The organism is Glycomyces sp. NPDC049804 (assembly GCF_040674615.1).
GTDB lineage: Bacteria > Actinomycetota > Actinomycetes > Mycobacteriales > Micromonosporaceae > Glycomyces > Glycomyces niveus.
In genome coordinates, this window is the sequence record NZ_JBFAMQ010000005.1 from 304,245 (window position 1) to 323,225 (window position 18,981).

Below are 18,981 nucleotides of genomic sequence, written 5' to 3' on the forward strand. Positions count from 1 at the left end.
CGGGGTGCCCCTTGAACCTGAGCCCTCGGCGCGGAATCTGCGCCGCCTGCGCACGTACACGTTCTTCACCGTGATCGGCACCGGCCCGGTCGTGCTGTTCATGGCCGCGCTGTTCCTCGCCGGATCGGGGATGACCGGCACCGACCTGGCGCTGGCGGGCGGGGCCGCGACGGTCTCGGTCGTGTTCTGCACGGCCGCACTCGCGCTCCACTGGCACGGGCAGGGACCGTTGCGACGCAAGGTGTTCTGGTCGCTGTCGCTCGCCGCGCTCGTCGGCGGGGCGGCCGTCGAGGCGCGCGCCGGCCTCATCCAGAGCGAGTGGGCGGCCCCGGCCGGGCTGCTCGCCGCCGAGTTCGCGCTGTGGGCCAGGCCCGGGAAGCGCGCGTACGCCCTCGGGTGGGCGTGCCTGGTCGCGATCGGCGCCGTCATCGGGCTCGCGCAGCTCGGCCTGGTCGCCCCCGAGGCGGTGGTCGTGTCGGTGCTGATGGTGCCCACGATCGGCACGGCGATCGTCTGCCAGCTGTGGCACTACCAGGTCGCGAGGGAACTCGAGCAGGCGCGCGGGCTCGCCGCGGACCTCGCCGTCGCCGAGGAGCGGCTGCGGTTCGCGGGCGAACTGCACGACATCCAGGGCGGCAATCTGCAGGCGATCACGTTGAAGGCGCAGGTCGCGCGGCGGCTCGTCGCCGTCGACCCGGAGCGGGCCGAAGCGGAGATGCAGGCGGTGGAGGACCTGGCGCGGACGGCGCTGAAGGACACGCGCGAGGTCGTGGGCGGGTACCGGAAGGTCGCCCTCGCCGACGAGATCGATTCGGCCGCGAGGATTCTCAAGTCGGCGGGCGTGCAGGCGACCGTGCCGGACGCGGCGCCGTCGCTCGACGAGGACACCGAGAAGCTGCTGGGCCTGCTCGTGCGCGAGGCCACGACGAACCTCATCCGGCACGCCGAGCCGACCGCCGCCGACGTCTCGATCATCGAGGTCGACGCGCAGGTCACCGTGACGGTGACGAACAACGGCGCGCCCGCCCCGGCCGGGGGCGGCAACGGCCTGACCATGCTCAAGGACCGGTTCACCGAGGCGGGCGGCACTGTCGAGCATGTGCACGACGGCGACCGATTCGTCCTCAAGGGCACGGTGCCGCGCCCGCAGCCGGAGGCACAGCCCCAGCCGAAGCGCGGGGCGCAGGCGAAGCGCCAGGGCGCGCAGGCCCGGCGGGTGCCGCCCTCGCAGCGGCTCGCGGGCAGGCGGGTCCGGCGATGATCCGGCTCCTGGTCGCCGACGACGAGACGCTCGTGCGCGAAGCGCTGGCCGTGCTCCTCGGGCTCGAGCCCGACCTGACCGTGATCGCCCAGGCCGACAACGGCGCCGACGCGGTGACGCTCGCCGAGTCCCGCCTCCCCGACATCGCGGTGCTCGACCTCGAGATGCCGCCGCAGGACGGATTGTGGGCCGCCGAGCGCATCCGCGAGGCCAGTCCCGGCGTCAAGGTCATGCTCGTGACCCGGCACGCGCGTCCGGGCGTGCTGCGCCGGGCCCTCGCCGCGGGCGTCTCCGGGTTCGTCCCCAAGACCACCCCGGCCGAGCGGCTCGCCCAGATCATCCGCGACATCGGGCAGGGCCGCCGCTACATCGATCCGGAGATCGCCGCGACGGCCCTCACCGAGGACCGCTCGCCCCTGACCGAGCGGGAGCTCGACCTGCTCCGCGCGACCAGGGGCGGCGGCACGATCGAGGAGATCGCCGCGCAGCTCCACCTGGCGCCCGGGACCGTGCGCAACTACCTCTCGACCGCGATGCGCAAGCTGGACAAGAGGACCCGCCACGCCGCCGCCCAGCACGCCTGGGAGCAGGGCTGGATCTAGCGTTCGATCGTGAACGACTCGAGGTGGTCCAGCAGCACGAACTCGGAGTCCGGGCTGTACTGGGCGACCTTCTCCCCCAGGGCCGCGCCGCCGAAGAGGTCCACGGCCGGCTCGGTCAGCGGCTCCTCGTAGTCGTCCCAGTGCGTCGGGATGACGTACGGCGGGCTGCCGACCGCCGCGAACAGCCGCTCCTCGTAGTCGGGGTAGTTCGGGTTGCGGCCCTGCATGAACAGCACCGTCGGCCGGATCCCGGCGATCTCGCGCTCATGGAACGACGGCACCGCGTTGAAGTACAGCGAGACCTCGCCGAACGTCACCAGGTAGGCGAGGCTGCCGCCCTCCACGAGATCCTTGATCACCTCCGGCCGCCGCGGCGCCTCGCCCGGGCGCGTGCCCGGGAACAGCAGGCTCTTGTGCTTGCCGGTGACGCCGTGGGAGGACCGGAAGACCTCCACCGTGTAGCCCTCGAACTGGTACAACTCGCCGCCGCCGACCTGCGCCAGCTGCTCCTCGGGGGTGTCCATGGCACGCAGCAGGTTCAAGTGCGTCTCGGTGCCCAGCACCGTGGCGCCGGTCTTCGCGGCGACGTACGGGACGTCGGCGATGTGGTCGAAGTGCGCGTGCGTGATCAGGATCGAGTCGGCGGTGGCGATGTGCTCGTCGATCGCGGCCTCGTCGATCGTGATCGGCGTGTCCGGGTCGAACTCGCCGGGCTTGGTCGCGCCGGTGTAGGTGCGCGAGACGTACGGGTCGACCAGCACCGTGGTGCCGCCGCCCGTCACCTCCCAGGCGTTGGTGCCCAGCCAGCGGACGGTGACCTCAGAAGTCATGGCTCTCCAGGTGGTCGATGAGGAGGAACTCGGAGTCGGGGCTGGCGGCGGCCACGCGCTCGCGCAGGGCCTCCACGTCGCCGCCGGGGACGGCGGGCTCGGTGAGCGGCTTGTCGAAGTCGTCCCAGTGCGTCGCGATCACATACGGCGGAAAGCCCGTCGCCTCCAGCAGCCGCTCGACGTACCCGGGAGTGTGCGCGCCGCCGGGCTGCACGAACACGGCCGTCGGGCGCAGGTGCGCGATCTCGTGCTCGTGGAAGTTCGCCGAGCCGGCGTTGAAGAACGAGACGCCGCCGAAGTCGAGCAGGAAGGTGAGGCTGCCGCCCTCTACAAGGTCCTTGATCTTCTTGGGGCGCTTGGGGACCTCACCGGGGCGGGTGCCGCCGAACAGGATCCGCTTGTGCTCGCCGCTCGCGGAGTGCGAGGACCGGAAGACCTCGACGGTGTAGCCGTCGAACTGGTAGAGCTCGCCGCCGAGGACCTGCGAGAGCTGCGCCTCCGGGGCGTCCATGGCGCGCAGCAGGTTCAGGTGCGTCTCGGTGCCCAGCACCGTCGCGCCCGTGCGGGTCGCGAGGTACGGGACGTCGGCGATGTGGTCCCAGTGGCCGTGCGTGACGAGGATGGTGTCGGCCTTCGGCAGGTGCTCGTCGACCACGTCCTCGTGGACCTCGATCTCGGTCTCGGGGTCGGCGCCCGCCTCCGTGTAGGCGCCGGTCGGGAACCGGCTCACCCACGGGTCGATGAGGACGGTCGCGTTCGCGGTCGTGAACTCCCAGGCGTTCGTACCGAGCCAGCGCAGCCGCACCGCCGGAGCCTCGGGCTGCGCGTCGTCCTCCTGGGCGGCGGCGATGCCGCCGACCGTGGCGGTCGCGGCCAGCGCGGTGGCGCCGGTGCCGATGAGCAGGCCGCGGCGGCGGATCGGCGGCGTGGGATCGTTCGGAGTGTTCATGGCGGACATTCAAACCGAAGTGTCCCCCGGCGTCCAATATCAACGCGCCTATGGACCGATACGGCCGTTGATATCGTTGCCGCGTGGACATCATGCGGCACTTGGAGTGCTTCCTGGCGGTTGGAGAGGAACGTCACTTCGGGCGGGCCGCGGAGCGCCTGGGCATGGAGCAGCCGCCGTTGAGCCAGCGCATCCGGCGGCTCGAGAAGGAGCTGGGCGCGGAGCTGTTCGACCGCGGCGGCGGGCAGGTGCGCTTGACGCCGGCGGGCCACGTGCTCATGCGGGAGGCGCCGGAGCTGCTGCGGGCGCATCAGCGGATGCGGACGCTGGTGCGGCGGGCGGCCGAGACGGACCCGGCGAATCCGCCGCGGCCGTGGTCGGCGCTCTACTGATCGAGCGCTTCGGTGAGGGCGAGGGCGGCTCGGCTCATGGCGAGTTCGACTTCGCGGAAGTTGCCGCGCGTGACCTGCGCGAAGACGGCGATGGCATGGCGGCGGCCGTCGGGCCACTCCCAGACGGCGACCTCGTTGAGCCAGCCGGGGAGCGAACCGGAGCGGCCGAAGGGCTTGACGGTGCTGGGGGCGAGGCGGGAGAGGCGGCCGCCGGTGAGCTGGCGGCCCATCCAGTGGCGCACGTCGGCGGCCACGGGCGCGGGGCCGTTCCATATGCACCGCAGGAACGCGGTCATATCGGCGGGTGTGGACGCGTTGGTGCGCAGGGGGTCCCAGGCGCTGGTGGCGCGCAGTTCGGCGGTGGTCACCGCGCCGCTCTGGAGGACGTGGGCGAGCGATTCGAGGTCGGCGATGTCGAGATCGCGGGCGACCTCCTCGAGGATGGTGCGGGGCGAGCCGAGCAGCCGGGTGCGCTTGAGGCCGAGTCGCGAGGGCAGGCTGCGCAGGGCGCCCGCGCCCATGTGCTTGACGACGAGATCGGCGGCGGAGTTGTCGGAGACCTCCATCATGAGCGACGCCAGGTCCCACACGGCGATCTGCGAGTCGTAGCGGAATCCGGCCACGCCGGTGCCGCCGAGCCGGTCGGCGGCGGTGACGCGCACGGGCGCGGCGGGGTCGATGAGCCCCGCTTCGACCTGCGACCGGAACTCCCAGGCGATGAAGAGCTTGACCACCGACACGAGGATCACCGGGTCGTGCTCGCGCACGCCGACGCCGCGCCCGTCGGCGAGGTCGCGGATGTGGGCGGAGACGTTGGCGCCCAAGGGCGCGAAGTACTGCTCGAGGTCCATTGGCACTCCTGGTCCGCCGGTCACAGGCCGCGGGTGCTCGGCAGGTCGACGAGGCCGAGCCCGTCCAAGACGGCGGCGCCGATCGCGAGGACGGTGATGACGACGACGAGGGCGGCGACGCCCCAGCCGACGGGGTGGCCGAGGTTAACGGTCCATTGTGATCCGCCAGCGCGCTGGTGGACGAGGATCGCCGGGTCGCTCCGGTTGGCGTAGACGAAACCGCCGAGGTGCCAGTGCCGGTCGACGTCGCGCTGCACGAGGCCGGTGTCCTCGGGCGGGCCGGCGGGGAGGCGGTGGCCGCCCGCGCCGACGCGGAACTCGAAGACCACGGCCGCGGCCACTGCGGCGGCGAGGGGCGCGAAGATCAGGGCGGTGGCCGCGACTGCGGGCGGGACGATCTCCCACAGGCGCAGGGCGATCCCGAGGAGCGTGAGGTTGACGCAAGCGGCGGCGAGCAGCAGGAGGTTCGCGAGGCTGCGGAGGTAGATCCGGTAGCGGCGGGCCGAGTCGGCGGGGCGGGCGGCGTCGACTTCGGGTCGGGACCGCAGGATCGCGGCCAAGAGCAGCGGGACGGCGATGGCGACGGCGGCCTGCGCCAGTACGGGGTTCGCCGCGGTGAGGAAGCCCGTGGGGACGCGCGGTCCGCTGTCGAGGGTGAGTCCGTCGAGGCCGGGAAGCGTGGCGGGGAGTGAGCCGGCGCGGGCGAGGCCGATCGCGGCGGTGGCGGAGAAGATGAGGGCGGCGGGGATCGCCCGGAGCCAGGGCACGCGCACGGGGTCGGCGCGGAAGCCGAGGTCGGCGGTGACGGCCTGCTTCGCGCCGGCGTACCAGTCGCCGTCGGTCTTGGCGGCTCGCAGTCGACGACCCGCGAGCGCATAGGCGACGGTGTCGGACAGGACCAGTGCGACGACCGCCACCGCGGTCACCACTTCGGGATCGAGCAGGAGCGCCGCGGGGAGCGCGAGCGCCGCGGTGCCGATTCCGGACGCGATCACGGTGCGGGCGAAGCGTTCGCGAACCTGGGCGATCGCCGGATCGTCGGTCCGGTCGGGCGGGACGGCGACGCCGAACGGGAGGCCGGGCCGGGCGAGCGCCGGGACGGCGCGCCAGACCGCGGTCACGAGCGCCACGGTCAAGAGCAGGGTGATGAGCGGGAGGGTCACCGGTCGGTCCTCTCGGTGGCGGTGAACGAGTCGAGCGTCTGCGCGGTGCGGTCCAGGACCTCCTCGCGGCCGAGGCCGTGGGCGACGGCTTCGGCGAGCATGATCGCGAGCCGTCCCTGCCAGGCGTCGGCGACGCCCGGGTCGGGCGGTGTGGTCCGGTCGCGGCGGATCACCGCGCCGCTCTTGCGGTTGACGCGAATGAACCCTTCGTGCCGCAGCAGGTCGTAGGCCTTGTTGACGGTGTGGAAGTTGACCGCGAGGTCGGCCCCGAGCTGCCGGGTGGAGGGCAGCGGCGTCTCCGCGGGGAGTTCTCCCGTGGCGATGGCGGTGACGATCTGGTCCCGGATCTGCTGATAGATCGGGATCTCGCTGTCGACCGCAAGCGTGATTCGCATGCCTCAAGTCTATCTGATATACATGAACTAGAACAGATAGAAGAGATGGAGTTATGCGATGCACCCACCGCACCGCCTCGAAATCCAGGGGCTCACGAAGCGCTTCGGGCCGGTCACGGCAGTCACCGACGCGACGTTCGGCGTCGAGCCCGGCCGCGTCACCGGCTTCCTCGGCCCCAACGGCTCCGGCAAGACCACCACCCTCCGGATGCTGCTCGGCCTCGTCGCCCCCGACGCGGGCACCGCCCGCATCGGAGGACGCCGGTACCGCGACCTCCACGAGCCCGCGCGCACGGTCGGCGCGGTCCTGGAGGCCTCCAACTTCCACCCCGCCCGCACCGGCCGCGACCACTTGCGCGTCTACGCCGACATGCTCGGCGTCCCGGCTGCGCGCATCACCGAGGTCTTGGCGCTCACCGGCATCGCCGACACCGCCGACCGCAGGACCGGCGGCTACTCCACCGGCATGCGCCAGCGCCTCAACCTCGCCACCGCGCTCCTCGGCGACCCGCCCGTCCTGATCCTCGACGAGCCCACCAACGGACTCGACCCCGAAGGCATCGCCTGGCTGCGCCGCCTCCTTCGGGACCTCGCCGCCGAAGGCCGCACGGTCCTCGTCGCGAGCCACGTCCTGTCCGAAGCGGAACGGCTCGTCGACGACGTGGTCGTCATGCACCACGGCAGGGTCGTCACCACGGGTTCCCTGCACGCCTTGACCACTGACGCGACCGGTCTCGAAGAGGCCTTCCTCCGACTGATCGGAGCCGCGGCGTGAACCGCCTCATCCGCGCCGAACTGCGCCGACTGTTCACCACCCCGCTGTGGAAATGGGGACCGCCCGTAGCGGTGCTGTCCGGCGGCGCGCTCACCGCCATGGCCGTGCTCGTCGGGCCCGAGAACTTCGACCCGCCGATGCCCGGGATCGAGACCGAGGCGGGGGCGCGCCTCGTGCTCAGCCTGATCGGTTTCACGGTGCTCGCCCCCGCCCTGTTCGGGGCGCTCGCGGTGACCTCGGAGTACCGGCACGGCACCATCACCTACACGTTCCTGTTCGCGCCACAGCGGCACCAGGTGCTCGCGGCCAAACTCGCGGCGTACGCCGTCGCGGGGACCGGGTACGGCCTCATCGTCGCCGGCTCGGCGGCAGCGGGGCTCTACGGCGGCGCCGCGATCAGGGGCGTCGAGGTCGGGGCGCCGGTGGGGACCGCGGCGGGCATCCTCGCCGGCCTCGCGGTCACGATGACCGCCTACACGGTCATCGGCGTGGGCGTCGGGGCCCTGCTGCGGGAGCAGACCGCGGCGCTCGCCGTGCTCGGGGCGTACCTGTACATGGTGGAGCACCTGCTGGCCGTCATCCCCGGCGTCAGCGCCGTCTACCCGTTCCTGCCCGGCGGCGCGACCGCCGCCCTGACCCAGGCGAGCCTCATGGGCGAGGCCGCCATTGAGGTCACCGGCTCGGCCACGGCGCTGCTGCCGCCCGCGCTCGGCGCGCTGGTGCTGCTCGCCTATGCCCTGCTGGCGGCCGGAGCAGCCGTGCTGCTGCCCCTGCGCCGCGATGTGACCTGAGCGAAAAGGAGGAGAACGACATGGCGGTACTTGAATACACCGACACGCATCTGACGGTCCGGCTCAGCGGAGCCCGGCGGGTCTTCGGGCGCTGGCGGCCGCTGGCGATCCCGCTCGCGGCGGTCACGGCCGTCCGCGCGGACCCGGCGGCTGCCCGGGCATTCCCGGGCGCGCGCTGGGGCGTGGCCACCAACATCCCCGGCCTCGTGAACCTCGGCTCGTTCCGGCGCGGCGGCAGCCGCGACTTCTGGGACGTCGCGGACCCGGATCGCGCGATCGTCGTCGAACTCGACGGCGCGCAGTACGACCGGCTGCTGCTCGAAGTGGACGACCCGGAAGCGGCCGTGGCCGCGATGCGTGCCCGGCTCTGAGGGTGTTCGCGCGTACCCGGCGCGTCCGGCGGCGGGGCGAACGCGTTTCCAGTGGCGGCGGGTGCTCGTTATGCTTGGCGCTCATGGAGGAGTATCCGCTGGTCCGGGAGGTGTATCCCGACCTCGTCGCCGAGCTGGCCCGGCTGCTCGAGGCCGAGGGCGAGCGGTATCTGGCGATCGTGGCGCACGACCTCCGGCTCGTCGCGCCCTGCGGCTGCGAGGACGACTTCTGCCAGAGCTTCCGCACCTCTGAGCATCCGCCCGGGACGCCGTACGGGCCGGGCCACCGCAATGTCCTGCTCGATCCCGAGGAGGGCATGCTCATCCTCGACGTCGTCGACGAGCGGATCGTGTACGTCGAAGTCCTGTTCCATCCGCCGCTGGTGCGGCAGGACGGCGGTTGAGCCGGACGCATCTGGTGAAGGCGAGGCGGGTGCCCAGGTGGCGCCCGCCTCGTTCGTTCAGCGGGCGGTCATCGGGGCGAGGGCGGCGTCGCCGGTGTCTTCGGCGACCGCGTTCGCGACGGCGAGGGCGAAGTCCTGGCGGAGGCCGCCGGTGGGCGCCGCGCCCGGCGCGGGCTGTGTGACCGAGACGCCGCGGACGCGGACGGTGTAGACGCCGTCCTCAGGTGCGGTGACGGTGATCTGCTGGACGTTGTTGATGACGCGGGTGGCCGGGTTGGCGTCCCAGTTCACCACGTCGCCCGAGGGCGTCTCGAGCTGCAGGTACAGCTCGTTCACGAGCCCGCCCAGGCCTTCGAGCGAGGGCGCGTCCGTCCACACGAGCGTGATCTTGAGCGGCTGCTCGGGGTCGGCCGCCTCGATCCGGTAGCGGCGGATCTCGCCGGTCGAGACGGCGTCGGCGGGGGCGTCGGCGAAGCGGCTGAGGTGCGCGGCGCCGATGGCGCCGGCGACGTCGATGCGACCGAAGCCGCTCACCGGGTTCGGGCCCTCAGGGATCTCCCCGGGGTACTGGCCGGGGATCGCGACCGCGCCGTTCACCAAGAGCGCCTTGAGGAGCGCGGCGGAGGGGCGGCGGCCGTCCTCGGTGTGGCCCTGCGCGACGAGGTGCTGGCGCACCAGCGCCGCCGCGCCCGCGACGAGCGGGGTGGCCATGCTCGTGCCGCCGCTCCAGCAGTAGTGGTCGCGCAGCGGATGGCCCTCGGGCAGGCGGCCCCACAGGGGCTCGCCGTCCCCGGCGTACACCGAGGTGAGCATGGAGAGGACGTTGGTGCCCGGAGCGACCACGTCGGGCTTGATGCGCAGGTCGTCGGTGGGGCCGCGCGAGGAGAACGCGGCCATGCCGTCGGGGTCGTCCGAGACGTGGCCGGCCGCGCCGAGCTTCTGGTAGCGGCCCCACTGGCTCCAGCTGCGGTCGAGGCCGGGCGGGGGTTCGGAGCCGCTCGGGCGCGTGTTCTCGCTGGCGCCCACGGTGAGGCAGTTCTTGGCGGTGCCGGGCGAGCCCATCGAGTCGGGGTCGATGCGGCCGTCGTTGTCGGCATCCGCGCCGTCGTTCCCGGCCGCGAAGAGCACCAGCATGTCCGGGTGCGTCCACATGAACTCGTCGACGGCCCGCGCGTTCTGCCCGTACTCCCCCGCGACCGGTGCGCCCCAGGAGTTGGTGTGGACGCGCGCGCCCGCCTCGTAGGCCTCGGCGAAGAGCGCGCCGATGTCGCCGGGGATGCCGTACAGGCCTGATTCGGGCGGCGGCCACGGGGTCGTGAAGGGACGCAGGCCGGCGGCGGCGAGTTCGGCGCGGGACTTCCAGCGGATGCGCTGGTTGATCGCCTGGAAGAAGAGCGTGGCCTCAGGGGCGATGCCGGCGGGGACCGGGCTCGCCCCGGCCTGGCGGGCCGCCTCGCCGTTGCCGAGGACCGAGCCGGCGACGTGCGTGCCGTGCCCGGAGTCGGTGTCGGCCGGGCCGTCGTCGTGGCCGGGCGGGTCGTTCGTGAACGGCGCCAGGACTTCCCGGGTCGGCCAGGAGGTGATCGCGGCGACGCGGCCGCGCACGTCGGCGTGCACGGTCTCCGGGTCGCCGTTGTCGAGCCCGGAGTCGGCCACGGCCACGATCTGGCCCGCACCGGTGAGCGCGAGGTCGCCGAAGCGGTGGTCGGCCGGGACGCCCATGACCGCGGCCGCCTGGTCGTTGCTGGTCTGGGAGAACGCGTAGGGCACGATCGCTTGCACGCCTTCGCGTTCGGCGAGGTCGGCGATGAGCGAGCGCGGGACGCTCGCCACGAGCGACTTGGGAAGGACGGTGAGCACCGAGCCGCCCGCGTCCCGGATGCGGCGGGCCAGCGCGGCGGTGTCCTCGCCGGGGAAGAGGGCGACCTCGATCATCTCGGGGCCGTCGTCGGTGAAGTCGTCGGGGTCGACCGCCGCGAGGTAGGCGGCGTCGAGGTGGCGCCGGGGCGCGGGGTGGAGTTTCGGGGAGACCTTCATGGCGGGCCGGTAGGGGGTGACCTCCTCGACGAAGCCGAGGCCCCGGATCGCTTCGGCGCGTTCGGGAAGGAACCCGGCGAGCATGGTGAAGCCGGAGAGGCTGCCGTGGAGGTCGGCTCCGGCCGCGGCGAGCTCGTCGAGCCAGGCGGCGGTGGGCGGGCCGATGAGTTTGACGAGGTAGTAGGCGGTGCGGCCGGGTTCGGGGGCGAGGGTGACGGCGGCCTGGGCGTCGAGGGCGGCGGCGAACTGGAAGCTGGCGCCGGCGGTCTGGACGGGCTGCTCGGGCAGGGGCGTGGTCTCGAGGCCCTGCGCGGCGAGGTCGCGGGCCTGACGGGGGGTGCCGGTGACGAGGAGCTGGTCGGGGTATTCGGCGAGGACTTCCATCCCGGTCTCGAGGACGGTGTCGCGGTCGTCGGTGCGCCGGAGGGTGACGAGGAGTCTGGACATGGCGGCCTTCTTCGGAGGGGGTCGTCGGCCGTCCTGTCAGGGCGGTGGGACGGCCACTCTTGAGGCTACGCCTCGATCACGGTGCGTAGGTCCCCCGTTTCAGGCGGCTGCGGGCACGGGCATCGCCTGGGGCGCGGTCGGGGCCGGTCGGTGCCGAGGAGGATCGCGCCTCCGATGAGGACGGCGGCGGCGAGGGCGGCCCAGAGCTGCCAGGTGCCGGCGTCGAGGAGGAGGCCGAGGAGCATGGGGGCGAGGGTGCGGCACAGCGACCAGGAGAGCTGGTAGACGGAGAGGTAGCGGCCGCGCATGTGGTCGGGGGCGGCCTCGACGGCGAGGCTTTCGGCGGGGGCGGCGTGGATGAGCTCGCCCGCGGTGTAGACGATGGCGACGGCGAGGACCGCGACGACGGCGGCGGCGCCGTCGAGGGCGGGCAGGAAGGCGAAGGCCGCGAAGGAGAGGGCGAAGACGGCCGTGCCGATCGCGGCGCCGCGGCCGCGGCGGGCGCGGGACATGAGGCGGGCGACCGGGACGCCGAGTCCGGCGATGAGCGCGGTGTTGACGGCGAAGACGATGCCGGCCATGGCGTCGGGGAGGTCGGTGGCGCGGGTGAGGAATACGGGCATGGCGATGGCCTGGGCGGTGTAGGCGAAGCCGATGAGGAAGTTCGCGGCGGTGAGCCTGCGGTAGCGGCGGTCGGCGAGAACCGTGCGATAGCCGCCGCCCGCCTCGGCGGGCGCGGAACGGGTGCCGTTGGCGTGCACGGCGATCAGGGCGACGAGGACGGCGGCGGCGGCGAAGGCCGCGGCGAGGGCGAGCGCGGCGGTGAGGTAGCCGCCGTCGCCGACGGCGAGCATGCCGGCGGCGGCGAGGGCGCCGAAGCCCATGCCGCCGTTGCGAAGGCTCCGGTTCCAGGCGAGGAGGCGGTCGCGGTCGGCGCCTGCGGTCATGTCGCCGATGAGCGACTGCTGACTGGGGGCGGAGGCCCACATGGCGACGGCGACGGCGAGTGCGACGGCGAGGAACGCGGGGTAGGAGGAGGCGAGGGGGTAGAGCGCGAAGGCGACGGCGCGGAGGGCGAGCGCGCCGGTGTAGACGCGCTTGCCGCCGTGGCGGTCGATGAGGATGCCGACGACGGGCATCGCGGCGAGGGCGCCGAGTCCGGCGAGGGTGAGGCCGGTGCCGATCGCGGTGAGGGACTGGCCGGTGAGGGCGTGCACGAAGAGCATGGTGAGGGGTACGTAGATGCCGTTGCCGACGGCGTCTACGACGGTGGCGGCGATGAAGCGGCGGCGGGCGGCCGCACCCGATTTATCTTCCATGGAAGACATTTTAGCTTCCGTGGAAGATATAATGCAAGACATGGAGACGAATGGATCGGACGATGCCGTCGCCGCGATGGTCGGTCAGTGGGGTCGCGAGCGCCCGGGCCTGGACGCCTCGCCGATGCTGGTGGTGGGCAGGGTGTTCCGGCTCGCGAGCGCGTGGGACCGGGCGCTGCGCGGCCCCTTCGCGGAGGCGGGCCTCGCCAACGGCGACTTCGACGTGCTCGCCGCGCTGCGCCGGGCCGGGGAGCCGTACACGCTGTCGGCGGGTGAGCTGAGCCGGACCGTGCTCGTGACGACCGGTGCGATCACGAAGCGGGTCGACCGGCTGGAGGCGGGCGGTTGGGTGACGCGCGCGGTCGCCGAGGAGGACTCGCGCGGGCGTCGGATCACGTTGACGCCGAGCGGATTCGAGCTCACCGACACGCTCATGGAGGTCCATCTGGCGAATCAGCGCGAGCTCATCGCGGTCCTCGACGAGCGGGAGCGGGCCTCACTGGAGGCGCTGCTGGCGAAGCTCGCCGCCGCGAGCGGGGAGTGAAGGCCGGGCCGCGCGAGACCCGGCCTCATCGCTATGCGCTCCAGGCGCCCTCGGCGGCGGCGCGCTTCGCCCAGTCGGCGAACGCGGTCGGCTTGCGGCCCAGGACCTGCTCGACGCCGTCGGCGACGTCGCCGATCTTGCCTTCGCGCATGATCCGGTACATCGCGTCGAGGAAGAACACGAGGTCCTCGGGCAGCTGCTCGGCGCGCAGCGCGGCGGCGTACTCCCCGGCGGTCACGTTCTGGAACGCGACGGCGCGGCCGGCCGCTTCGGCGATCGCGTCGACCGCCTCGGGGAAGGTGAGCGCCTCGGGCCCGCTCAGCTCGTAGGTCTTGCCGTGGTGGCCGTCCCCGGTGAGCACCGCGACGGCGACGGCCGCGATGTCCTCGACGTCGATGAACGGTTCCACGGTGTCGTCGACCGGCAGGAACAGCTCGCCCGCGAGGACCGCCGGGAGCATGTCGCCCTCGCTGAAGTTCTGGTTGAAGTTGTTGGCCTGCAAGACGGTCCACTCGAGGCCGGAAGCCTGGACGGCCTCCTGGAGGGCGTACATGCCGATCGTCTCGGGGCCCGCGCCGACCGCTTCGGCGAGGACGTGGATGCGCCGGCCCGACTGGGCGACCAGGCGCTTGACGCCCGCCTGCTCGGCGGCGGCGACGATCCCGGCGGCGGGGAACGGCTCGTCCGGCGGGATCAGATAGGCGGCGGTGACACCGGCGAGGGCCGCGGCCCAGGTCGACTCGTCGTGCCAGTCGAAGCGGATCTCGGTGCTGCGCGAGACGCCGCGCACGGTGTGCCCGGCCTCGGCGAGGCGGGCGGTGAGGCGGCGGCCGACCTTGCCGGTGGCGCCGGTGACCAGGATGATGTGCTCGTTGCTCATGTCCCCCAGTCAAGTCGATCGGGGGCGCGACGCCCATCGCTGAGACGCCACGATCCATGCGCGTGCGTCTACGCCCGCTCGCGGCGGACCTCGGTGCGGTGCCGGCGGCTCGGCGTGCGCCGATACGGCGGCCGGGCCTCCTGATGCCGAAGCGGCATTCGGAGGCCCGGGTCGCGCTCGTCCACTATGCGGCGGTCCACTCGGGATCGCGGCCGAGGTAGCGCAGGAGGGCCGCGACGGCGTCGTCGCCGTCCTGCGGCTCGAGCGCGGGGGCGTAAGCGCCCCAGGCGCGCAGCGGCTCCACGATCTGCTTGGCCGCGATCAGGATCGCGGTCGCGGCGGTCTCGCTGAGCGGCTGCGGCTGACCCGTGGCCTTCGCGATGTCCCAGGCGTGGACGGCCGCGTCGAGGGCGCAGGCCCCCACGCCGGTCACGGCGTCGAGGGTGTTGGGCGGCACCGGGACCGCCACGGCGGCGTCGTCTGCGGCGATGCCGGCCCAAGCCGTTGCGGCGGCTTCGGTCGCGGCGGCGACGTGCGCGACAGGGTCGGACAGCGGCGTTCCCGAAGGCGCGAAGGGGTTCTCGGCGGAACCTTCCCCGCCGGTGATCGCGGCGTAGTATGCGAGCTGGTCGCCCGCGGCGTGCTGCAGCACCTGGGTGACGGTCCACTGGTCGCACGGCGTCGGCAGGTCCCACTGGTCGGCGCCGACGCCCTTGACGGCGTTGAGCAGGGCGTCGTGGGATTCGGCGAGGAGGGGCCAAGCGGTGGCGGTCATGTCGTGCTCCTTCGAGGGGGCCGGGTTCGCGGCGGTTCCGCGTCCGTTGCATTCATCTTATCAGAACGGAATGCTTTATTCCAATAGAGTTCCCGGTTTTGTTTCCGCGGCCGCCGCGTACCGGGCGGCCAGCATCGCCAGGTGGTCGCGGAGTGCTTGCGGCGCTTCGACCTTGAAGGGCAGGCCCAGGCCGGTGATGAAGGTCGTGAGGTCGCGCAGGGAGTCGCTCCCGCTGCGCCACAGGCACTCCCCCTCCCCCGCCGGCTCGAGGAGACCGCTGCCGGGCGGGAGCATCGCCGCGATCGTCTCGACCGGCTCGTGCAGGCGGATCACCGCCTGGTGCCGCCAGGCGCTCTGGCCCAGGCCGCGCAGGACGTGCGCGACCGCCTCCTCCGGCGGCTCCTTCGGGGCGAACCGGGGGCCGTTCGGGGTGCGCGGGCGGATGCGGTCGGCCCGGTACGTGCGCCAGTCGGCGCGGTCGACGTCCCAGGCCAGCAGGTACCAGCGGCGCTCGGTGTAGACGAGCCGGTGCGGCTCCGCGCGGCGGCGCGTCTCCCCGCCCGCCCGGTCGCGGTAGTCGAAGCGCAGCTGCTCGCACCGGTGGACGGCCTCGGCGATCGCGGTCAGGACCTTCGCGTCCACCGTGGGACCCGCGCCCGCGGCCGAGACCGTCGCCGACCTGAGCACGTCGATGCGGCGGCGCAGGCGCGAAGGCATCGTCTGCTCGAGCTTCGCCAGCGCCCGCAGCGAGGTCTCCTCGATCCCGGCCACCGAGCCCGAGGCCGCCGCGCGCAGGCCCACCGCGACCGCCACGGCCTCCTCGTCGTCGAGGAGCAAGGGCGGCATGGCGTTCCCGGGCTCGAGCCGGTAGCCGCCCGCGCTGCCGGTGGTGGAGTGGACGCGGTAGCCGAGCTGGCGCAGCCGGTCGATGTCGCTGCGCACGGTCCTGGTGGTGACGTCGAGGCGTTCGGCGAGGGCCGCGCCCGTCCAGTCGCGCTGGGCCTGCAGGAGGGCGAGGACGCGGAGCAGGCGCGCGGAGGTCTCCAACATTTCCCGATTCTCGCACGCATTGAGGAAGCTCATCTTCCGCAATGGGCCTTAACTTGGTGTGCAACGACGACAAAGGAGCACGCACATGCTGCGAGGATTCAGCACCATCAGCTTTTTCGCCGCGGACCTCGATGCCGCGAAGGCCTGGTACAGCGACCTGCTCGGCGCCGGGCCGTACTTCGAGGTGCCGGGCTACATCGAGTTCCGGGTGGGCGACTACCAGCACGAGATCGGCATCGCCCAGGCCGAGTGGGCGCCCCACGACATGAGCGCGGGCCCCGGCGGCGCGATCGCGTACTGGCACGTCGACGACCTCGACGCGGCCATCGAGCGTCTGACGGCGATGGGCGCCAGGGAGTACGAGCCGAAGATCGTGCGCGGCGAGGGATTCGAGACGGCCTCGTTCGTCGACCCGTTCGGGAACGTCCTCGCCGTCATGTTCAACCGGCACTACCTCGACACACTCGCCGCGGTCGCGAAGGCGGCCTGACGTGGACGCGCTCGATCTCCCCGACCGCGAGGCGTGGGAGGCCTGGCTCGAAGCCCACCCGGACGAGACTTCGGTGTGGCTGCGCATCGGCAAGGAGCGCTCGCCCGAAGGGCGGCTGCGGATCGGCCCGGCGCTCGAGGCCGCGCTGTGCTTCGGGTGGATCGACGGGCACCGCAAGGGCCTCGACGGCGACTCGTTCCTGCAGCGGTACTCGCCGCGGACCAAGCGCAGCCCGTGGTCGAAGCGGAACCGGGGCATCGCCGAGGCGCTCATCGCGGCCGGGCGGATGCGCCCGGCCGGGTTCGCCGAGATCGAGCGCGCCAAGGCCGACGGGCGCTGGCCTGCCGACGACTGACGGGCAGGCCTGGGATGATGGCCGGGTTCCACGAGGAGGCACCATGAGCGGACCCGGCCGTCGGCCCCAGACCACGATCTTCACGACCATGTCGGCGCTCGCGCAGCGCCACGGCGCGGTGAACCTCGGCCAGGGCTTCCCCGACGAGTCGGGCCCCGCGCACGTGATCGAGGCGGCCGCGACCGCGATGCGCGAGGGGCACAACCAGTACCCGCCGCTCGCGGGCGTTCCCGAACTGCGCCAGGCGATCGCCGCGCACCAGGAGCGCTGGTACGGGCTCACGCCCGACCCGGCCGACGGCGTCTCCGTCACCGCCGGGGCCACCGAGGCGCTCACCGCCGCGATGCTCGCCCTCGTCGACCCCGGGGACGAGGTCATCGCGCTCGAGCCGAGCTACGACTCCTACAAGGCCGCGATCACCATGGCCGGCGGAACGCTCGTGCCGGTGCGGCTCGACGCTCCCGAGTACCGCTTGGACGCCGCCCGGCTGGCGGCCGCCGTCACCGAGCGGACGAAGCTGCTGCTGATCAACTCGCCGCACAACCCCACCGGGACGGTCCTGCACCGCGACGAGCTGGCGGCCGTGGCCGCGCTCGCGGTGGAGCGGGACCTGCTCGTGGTCACCGACGAGGTGTACGAGCACCTGGTCTTCGACGGCCGCGAGCACGTGCCGCTCGCGTCGCTGCCGGGCATGTGGGACCGCACGGTCACCATCAGCTCGGCCGGGAAGACGTTCTCGGTCACCGGCTGGAAGATCGGTTGGGCCACGGGCCCGGCCGAGCTCGTGGCCCGGGTGCAGGACGTCAAGCAGTGGCTGTCGTTCGCGTCCGGCACGCCGTTCCAGTACGGGATCGCGGCCGCACTCGGCTCGGATGACGGCTTCTACCGGGGCCTCGCGGCGGGCTACCAGGAGCGGCGCGACCTGATGGTGAACGGGCTCAAGGAGATCGGGTTCGAGGTGTACGAGCCCGAGGGCACCTACTTCGTCACCGCGAGCGTCGCGCCGTTCGGATACGAGGACGGACTGCGGTACTGCCTGGAGCTGCCCGAGCGGTGCGGGGTCGTCGCCATCCCCACCCAGGTGTTCTACCTCGACCAGGCACCCCGGCCGGTGGTGCGGTTCGCGTTCTGCAAGCGGCCCGAGGTGATCGCGGAGGGCCTGCGGCGGCTGGGCGCGGGCCCGGCCTGACCGGTAGGGTGGCGTTCATGCGTTCCGGGAAGCTCTCTCCGCCCGCCGCCTGAGGCGGGCACCTGTTCCATTGCCGCGCACGGCGTTCTGAGCCGACGCGTCTTGAGGCATGCCCGCAGACGAGAGCATCCGTCCGTTCGCTCCCTGCTGGAGAACGCATGTCCACGTCAACACTCGTCCGCTCCGCCGCGCCCGCCCGGCGCGGCCTGGCCTACCTCACCGTCACCGGCCTCGCCTGGGGCACCACCGGCGCCGCCGCCGAACTCGTCTACCGGGCCGGGGAGTTCGGCCCCGCGGCCGTCTCGTTCTGGCGCCACCTCGGCGGCCTCGTCCTGCTCCTCGCGTTCACGGCCCTGCGGCCGCGGCGCGCCCGCGTGCGCCCGCCGCATCCGCTCGGCCGCCGCGCGGCCCTGCTCATCGGGACCGGGATCGGCATGGCGGTCTTCCAGACCGCGTACTTCGCGGCCGTCGACGCCACCGGGGTCGCCGCCGCCACGCTGCTCACGCTCGGGTCGGGACCGGTCCTCACGGCGCTCGGGTCGCGGTTCCTGCTCGGGGAGCGGCTCGGCCGCGGCGGCCTCCTGGCCGTCACCGGGGCGCTCGCCGGCCTCGCGGTCCTCGTGGGCGGCAACGCCCCCGGGGTCGTGACCGCGCCCGGCGTCGCGCTCTCGCTCCTGTCGGCCGCCGGGTACGCGGCCGTGACCCTCCTGGGCCGGTACACGGGCCGCAAGGGCGACGGCGAGGACCCGTTCACGCTCACCATGTGGTCCTTCGGGATCGGCGCGGCCGTCCTCTTCGTGCCCGCCTGGATCGAGGGCCTGCTCCCCCACGGCGGCGGCACCGCGCAGTCGATCGCGCTCGTCGCCTACCTGGCGGCGTTCACGACCGCGCTCGCGTACCCGTTCTACTTCGCGGGGGCCGCGCTGGTGCGGGCCACGACGGCGTCGGTGATGATGCTGATCGAGCCGGTCACGGCCGCGTTCCTCGCGGTCCTGCTCCTCGGCGAGCCGATGACGGCGCCGACGGCGGCCGGGTCGCTGATCCTGCTCGGCTCCATCGCGGCGCTCGCCGCCGCCGAATCGCGGCGGTGACGAGCAGGAGGGCCGGTCCA

The 18,981-nt window shown here is 73.0% G+C and carries 20 protein-coding genes and 2 pseudogenes; 12 read left to right on the plus strand and 10 right to left on the minus strand.

Annotated elements, in window-relative coordinates:
- The first annotated feature begins 4 nt into the window (after positions 1–4).
- On the plus strand, positions 5–1,261 hold the full coding sequence (locus AB0K52_RS10465) for a histidine kinase (protein WP_363529156.1): 1,257 nt from the start codon (positions 5–7) through the stop codon (positions 1,259–1,261).
- Positions 1,258–1,863, plus strand: coding sequence for a response regulator transcription factor (locus AB0K52_RS10470; RefSeq protein ID WP_363529159.1), 606 nt, complete (start codon positions 1,258–1,260; stop codon positions 1,861–1,863). The genes AB0K52_RS10465 and AB0K52_RS10470 overlap by 4 nt, the downstream gene beginning before the upstream one ends.
- Here AB0K52_RS10470 and AB0K52_RS10475 read toward each other — a convergent pair.
- Together AB0K52_RS10475 and AB0K52_RS10480 are read right to left on the minus strand one after the other, a co-directional pair.
- Complete coding sequence (locus tag AB0K52_RS10475) at positions 1,860–2,693, minus strand: MBL fold metallo-hydrolase (protein WP_363529162.1); 834 nt, start codon at positions 2,691–2,693, stop codon at positions 1,860–1,862. The two genes, AB0K52_RS10470 and AB0K52_RS10475, sit on opposite strands and share 4 nt — an antisense overlap.
- Positions 2,683–3,642 carry an MBL fold metallo-hydrolase gene (locus AB0K52_RS10480; RefSeq protein ID WP_363529165.1) on the minus strand — a complete coding sequence of 320 codons (960 nt, stop codon included), beginning with the start codon at positions 3,640–3,642 and terminating at the stop codon, positions 2,683–2,685. Before AB0K52_RS10480 ends, AB0K52_RS10475 begins: the two co-directional genes overlap by 11 nt.
- Positions 3,643–3,734: 92 nt before the next feature.
- On the opposite strand from AB0K52_RS10480, the pseudogene AB0K52_RS10485 reads away from it, so the two are divergent.
- A pseudogene (locus tag AB0K52_RS10485) lies at positions 3,735–3,986 on the plus strand (LysR family transcriptional regulator); the annotation flags it as partial.
- Between the two features lie 41 nt (positions 3,987–4,027).
- Here the strand turns inward: AB0K52_RS10485 and AB0K52_RS10490 are convergent.
- Genes AB0K52_RS10490 through AB0K52_RS10500 form a run of 3 tightly spaced genes read right to left on the minus strand, consistent with a single transcriptional unit; the run spans position 4,028 to position 6,443 of the window.
- Positions 4,028–4,885, minus strand: coding sequence for a serine hydrolase (locus AB0K52_RS10490; protein WP_363529170.1), 858 nt, complete (start codon positions 4,883–4,885; stop codon positions 4,028–4,030).
- A 20-nt stretch (positions 4,886–4,905) separates the two neighbouring features.
- The gene (locus tag AB0K52_RS10495) at positions 4,906–6,048 is read right to left on the minus strand and encodes a hypothetical protein (protein WP_363529173.1); all 1,143 of its coding nucleotides are present in this window, start codon (positions 6,046–6,048) and stop codon (positions 4,906–4,908) included.
- Positions 6,045–6,443: a GntR family transcriptional regulator gene (locus AB0K52_RS10500; RefSeq protein WP_363529176.1), complete on the minus strand. Its 399-nt coding sequence runs from the start codon at positions 6,441–6,443 to the stop codon at positions 6,045–6,047. The genes AB0K52_RS10495 and AB0K52_RS10500 overlap by 4 nt, the downstream gene beginning before the upstream one ends.
- A gap of 58 nt (positions 6,444–6,501) precedes the next feature.
- On the opposite strand from AB0K52_RS10500, the pseudogene AB0K52_RS10505 reads away from it, so the two are divergent.
- From AB0K52_RS10505 to AB0K52_RS10520, 4 genes and pseudogenes are all read left to right on the plus strand, one after another.
- Positions 6,502–7,134: pseudogene (locus tag AB0K52_RS10505) on the plus strand (ATP-binding cassette domain-containing protein); the annotation flags it as partial.
- 80 nt (positions 7,135–7,214) lie between these two features.
- Positions 7,215–8,009 (plus strand): ABC transporter permease, encoded by a 795-nt coding sequence (locus tag AB0K52_RS10510; RefSeq protein ID WP_363529179.1) that lies wholly within the window; start codon positions 7,215–7,217, stop codon positions 8,007–8,009.
- 20 nt (positions 8,010–8,029) lie between these two features.
- Positions 8,030–8,380: a hypothetical protein gene (locus AB0K52_RS10515; protein WP_363529182.1), complete on the plus strand. Its 351-nt coding sequence runs from the start codon at positions 8,030–8,032 to the stop codon at positions 8,378–8,380.
- Positions 8,381–8,463: 83 nt separating this feature from the next.
- Positions 8,464–8,784: a hypothetical protein gene (locus AB0K52_RS10520; protein WP_363529184.1), complete on the plus strand. Its 321-nt coding sequence runs from the start codon at positions 8,464–8,466 to the stop codon at positions 8,782–8,784.
- Between the two features lie 57 nt (positions 8,785–8,841).
- Here the strand turns inward: AB0K52_RS10520 and AB0K52_RS10525 are convergent, their stop codons facing one another.
- Complete coding sequence (locus tag AB0K52_RS10525) at positions 8,842–11,268, minus strand: S8 family serine peptidase (RefSeq protein ID WP_363529187.1); 2,427 nt, start codon at positions 11,266–11,268, stop codon at positions 8,842–8,844.
- A 65-nt stretch (positions 11,269–11,333) separates the two neighbouring features.
- Positions 11,334–12,587, minus strand: a complete 1,254-nt coding sequence (locus AB0K52_RS10530) for an MFS transporter (protein ID WP_363529189.1) — start codon at positions 12,585–12,587, stop codon at positions 11,334–11,336.
- Between the two features lie 40 nt (positions 12,588–12,627).
- On the opposite strand from AB0K52_RS10530, the gene AB0K52_RS10535 reads away from it, so the two are divergent.
- Complete coding sequence (locus AB0K52_RS10535) at positions 12,628–13,131, plus strand: MarR family transcriptional regulator (RefSeq protein ID WP_363529191.1); 504 nt, start codon at positions 12,628–12,630, stop codon at positions 13,129–13,131.
- Between the two features lie 31 nt (positions 13,132–13,162).
- Here the strand turns inward: AB0K52_RS10535 and AB0K52_RS10540 are convergent, their stop codons facing one another.
- From AB0K52_RS10540 to AB0K52_RS10550, 3 genes are all read right to left on the minus strand, one after another.
- Entirely contained in the window at positions 13,163–14,011 is an 849-nt protein-coding gene (locus AB0K52_RS10540; protein WP_363529194.1) for an NmrA family NAD(P)-binding protein, read from the minus strand.
- Positions 14,012–14,195: 184 nt separating this feature from the next.
- Positions 14,196–14,786 (minus strand): TIGR03086 family metal-binding protein, encoded by a 591-nt coding sequence (locus AB0K52_RS10545; protein ID WP_363529197.1) that lies wholly within the window; start codon positions 14,784–14,786, stop codon positions 14,196–14,198.
- A 75-nt stretch (positions 14,787–14,861) separates the two neighbouring features.
- On the minus strand, positions 14,862–15,836 hold the full coding sequence (locus AB0K52_RS10550; RefSeq protein WP_363529200.1) for a YafY family protein: 975 nt from the start codon (positions 15,834–15,836) through the stop codon (positions 14,862–14,864).
- An 85-nt stretch (positions 15,837–15,921) separates the two neighbouring features.
- Between AB0K52_RS10550 and AB0K52_RS10555 the strand changes: the two genes are divergently transcribed.
- The 4 genes from AB0K52_RS10555 (at position 15,922) to AB0K52_RS10570 (ending at position 18,961) form a co-directional block, all read left to right on the plus strand.
- On the plus strand, positions 15,922–16,326 hold the full coding sequence (locus tag AB0K52_RS10555) for a VOC family protein (protein ID WP_363529203.1): 405 nt from the start codon (positions 15,922–15,924) through the stop codon (positions 16,324–16,326).
- 1 nt (position 16,327) lies between these two features.
- On the plus strand, positions 16,328–16,681 hold the full coding sequence (locus tag AB0K52_RS10560; protein WP_363529205.1) for a hypothetical protein: 354 nt from the start codon (positions 16,328–16,330) through the stop codon (positions 16,679–16,681).
- A 43-nt stretch (positions 16,682–16,724) separates the two neighbouring features.
- Positions 16,725–17,870 carry a pyridoxal phosphate-dependent aminotransferase gene (locus AB0K52_RS10565; protein ID WP_363529208.1) on the plus strand — a complete coding sequence of 382 codons (1,146 nt, stop codon included), beginning with the start codon at positions 16,725–16,727 and terminating at the stop codon, positions 17,868–17,870.
- Between the two features lie 158 nt (positions 17,871–18,028).
- A complete protein-coding gene (locus AB0K52_RS10570) occupies positions 18,029–18,961 on the plus strand; it encodes an EamA family transporter (RefSeq protein ID WP_363529211.1) in 933 nt (310 codons plus the stop codon).
- The last annotated feature ends 20 nt before the right edge of the window (positions 18,962–18,981 follow it).

What these genes read in the sequence shown, in the direction of transcription:
- AB0K52_RS10525 (WP_363529187.1), bottom strand. Translation starts at nt 11,268, where the DNA reads ATGTCCAGACTCCTCGTCACCCTCCGGCGCACCGACGACCGCGACACC.
- AB0K52_RS10550 (WP_363529200.1), bottom strand. Translation starts at nt 15,836, where the DNA reads ATGTTGGAGACCTCCGCGCGCCTGCTCCGCGTCCTCGCCCTCCTGCAG.
- AB0K52_RS10475 (WP_363529162.1), bottom strand. Translation starts at nt 2,693, where the DNA reads ATGACTTCTGAGGTCACCGTCCGCTGGCTGGGCACCAACGCCTGGGAG.
- AB0K52_RS10570 (WP_363529211.1), top strand. Translation starts at nt 18,029, where the DNA reads ATGTCCACGTCAACACTCGTCCGCTCCGCCGCGCCCGCCCGGCGCGGC.
- AB0K52_RS10535 (WP_363529191.1), top strand. Translation starts at nt 12,628, where the DNA reads ATGGAGACGAATGGATCGGACGATGCCGTCGCCGCGATGGTCGGTCAG.
- AB0K52_RS10490 (WP_363529170.1), bottom strand. Translation starts at nt 4,885, where the DNA reads ATGGACCTCGAGCAGTACTTCGCGCCCTTGGGCGCCAACGTCTCCGCC.
- AB0K52_RS10500 (WP_363529176.1), bottom strand. Translation starts at nt 6,443, where the DNA reads ATGCGAATCACGCTTGCGGTCGACAGCGAGATCCCGATCTATCAGCAG.
- AB0K52_RS10540 (WP_363529194.1), bottom strand. Translation starts at nt 14,011, where the DNA reads ATGAGCAACGAGCACATCATCCTGGTCACCGGCGCCACCGGCAAGGTC.
- AB0K52_RS10480 (WP_363529165.1), bottom strand. Translation starts at nt 3,642, where the DNA reads ATGAACACTCCGAACGATCCCACGCCGCCGATCCGCCGCCGCGGCCTG.
- AB0K52_RS10555 (WP_363529203.1), top strand. Translation starts at nt 15,922, where the DNA reads ATGCTGCGAGGATTCAGCACCATCAGCTTTTTCGCCGCGGACCTCGAT.
- AB0K52_RS10520 (WP_363529184.1), top strand. Translation starts at nt 8,464, where the DNA reads ATGGAGGAGTATCCGCTGGTCCGGGAGGTGTATCCCGACCTCGTCGCC.
- AB0K52_RS10565 (WP_363529208.1), top strand. Translation starts at nt 16,725, where the DNA reads ATGAGCGGACCCGGCCGTCGGCCCCAGACCACGATCTTCACGACCATG.
- AB0K52_RS10515 (WP_363529182.1), top strand. Translation starts at nt 8,030, where the DNA reads ATGGCGGTACTTGAATACACCGACACGCATCTGACGGTCCGGCTCAGC.
- AB0K52_RS10545 (WP_363529197.1), bottom strand. Translation starts at nt 14,786, where the DNA reads ATGACCGCCACCGCTTGGCCCCTCCTCGCCGAATCCCACGACGCCCTG.
- AB0K52_RS10530 (WP_363529189.1), bottom strand. Translation starts at nt 12,587, where the DNA reads ATGGAAGATAAATCGGGTGCGGCCGCCCGCCGCCGCTTCATCGCCGCC.
- AB0K52_RS10470 (WP_363529159.1), top strand. Translation starts at nt 1,258, where the DNA reads ATGATCCGGCTCCTGGTCGCCGACGACGAGACGCTCGTGCGCGAAGCG.